Here is a 1,976-nt window from a genome sequence, read left to right on the forward strand (position 1 = left end):
CCACTCCCCCACCCCGTTCCCCCGAAGGGACAGCCGATGTGCGGCATCATCGCGGCCCGCGTGTCTGACCACGCGACGCCCTACCTGCTCGACGGACTCGAACGACTCGAGTACCGCGGCTACGACTCCGCCGGCATCGCCGTCCGGACCGCCGCCGGACGCACCGAGACGATCCGCTCGGTCTCCCGCGTCGGGGACCTGCGCACGCTCGTGGCGGCCCGGTCCGGCGACGCCCTGACCGGCGTCGGCATCGGCCACACCCGCTGGGCCACGCACGGTGCCGTGCGCGAGGCGAACGCCCACCCGCACGCCGACTGCTCACGCCGGATCAGCATCGTGCACAACGGCATCATCGAGAACGCCGACCGCCTGCGCGACATGCTCACGGCGCAGGGCCACCGGTTCCGCTCCGAGGTCGACTCCGAGGTCATCGCGCACCTCGTCGAGCGCGCCCTGGCCGTCGACCCGGACCTGATGCTCGCCGTGCAGATCGCGACCGCGCAGCTCGAGGGGTCGTGGGCGATCGTCGTCCTCGACGCCCGCGACGGCCGGATGGTCGTGGCCGCGGACCGTTCCCCGCTCGTCGTCGCCCGGTCCGCCCGCGGCGACTTCGTGGCGAGCGACATCGGTGCGATCGCTGAGTGGTGCGAGACCTTCGTGGCGCTCCGCGACGGTGACGTCGTCGAGCTCGGCGAGGCCTGGACCTGGTCGTCGAACGGGATCACCGTCCCCGTGCCGTTCCCCACCCCGTCGCCGTTCGCCGCCACCGCGCTGGACCTCGGCGACCACCCCGACCACATGGCGAAGGAGATCGGCGAGCAGGCCGACGTCGTCAGCACGATCCTGGACCGCATCGCCCGCCGCACCGCTGACGGCAGCATGTGGGTCGGCCTCGGGCTGCCCGCCTTCCAGCGCCTGGCGATCGTCGCCTGCGGCACCTCGCTCAACGCCGGCCAGGTGATCGCCACCGCGCTGCGCGGCATCGGCGGCGTCCCCACCGACATCGTCGTCGCCAGTGAGGCCGACCAGGCCGTGCTCGGCCCCGACACCCTGGTCGTCGCGATCAGCCAGTCCGGCGAGACCGCCGACGTCCTCCGCGCGCTCGACCGCTTCGAGGACCGCCACCCGGTGCTCGCGCTGACGAACAACATGCACTCCTCGCTGGCCCGTCGCGCCGACGCCGTGCTCGACTGCCACGCCGGCCCGGAGATCGGTGTCGCCGCGACGAAGACGTTCACCGCGCAGGTCGTCGTCGGGGTCGCCGCGGTGATCTCCGCACTCGTGGCGTCCGGCCGCATCGAGGTCGCACGTGCCCACGCGCTCGTCGACGAACTGCTCGACCTGCCGGCACGCATCGAGCACGCCACGCAGGTGTCCGCCGACCGGATGCCGCTCCTGGTGTCGAGCGTCAAGGAGGCCACCGGCTTCCTGTTCCTCGGCCGCGGTGCGGGCCTGCCGTACGCCGCCGAGGGCGCACTCAAGCTCAAGGAGCTCAGCTACCGCTGGGCCGAGGCGTACCCCGCGGGCGAGCTGAAGCACGGCCCGCTCGCCCTCGTCGACGAGGGCACCCCCGTCGTCGTGATCGACCACGGGGAGCCGAAGATCCAGTCGGCGATCGCCGAGGTCCGGGCCCGCGGCGGGTTCGTCATCACCATCGGCGGCGAAGGCTCCGACATCCCGGCGCTCGGCAGCCGCGGCACCGGCGAACTCGCCTGGGGCGCCATGGCGGCGCCGTGGGGTCCGCTCGAGGCCGTCGTGCCGCTGCAGATGCTCGCCCGCGAACTCGCGCTGCAGCTCGGCTGCGACGTCGACAAGCCGCGCAACCTGGCGAAGTCGGTGACGGTCGAGTGATGCGCGGTCGGATGAACCACCTGACGACGTTCCTGGTCGTGCTCACGGCGTTCGCGATCGCCATGACGACGGTGCTCGTCGTCGTGGTGGCCGGGCCGACCGTCCTGGGCTGAGCCGGGCGGGCG

At 73.0% G+C, this 1,976-nt stretch carries 2 protein-coding genes; both read left to right on the forward strand.

What is annotated here, in order from left to right; all coding sequences use genetic code 11:
- A partial coding sequence (gene glmS / locus GVL05_RS19730) for a glutamine--fructose-6-phosphate transaminase (isomerizing) (protein ID WP_235036086.1) occupies positions 1-1,851 on the forward strand: 1,851 nt, incomplete at its 5' end.
- Complete coding sequence (locus GVL05_RS20315) at positions 1,851-1,964, forward strand: Rax2 family protein (RefSeq protein WP_240347339.1); 114 nt, start codon at positions 1,851-1,853, stop codon at positions 1,962-1,964. The genes glmS and GVL05_RS20315, both read left to right, overlap by 1 nt.
- The last annotated feature ends 12 nt before the right edge of the window (positions 1,965-1,976 follow it).

The sequence above is a fragment of the Curtobacterium sp. 18060 genome (assembly GCF_902706105.1).
In the GTDB taxonomy this organism is placed as follows: Bacteria; Actinomycetota; Actinomycetes; order Actinomycetales; family Microbacteriaceae; genus Curtobacterium.

What these genes read in the sequence shown, in the direction of transcription:
- GVL05_RS20315 (WP_240347339.1), top strand. Translation starts at nt 1,851, where the DNA reads ATGCGCGGTCGGATGAACCACCTGACGACGTTCCTGGTCGTGCTCACG.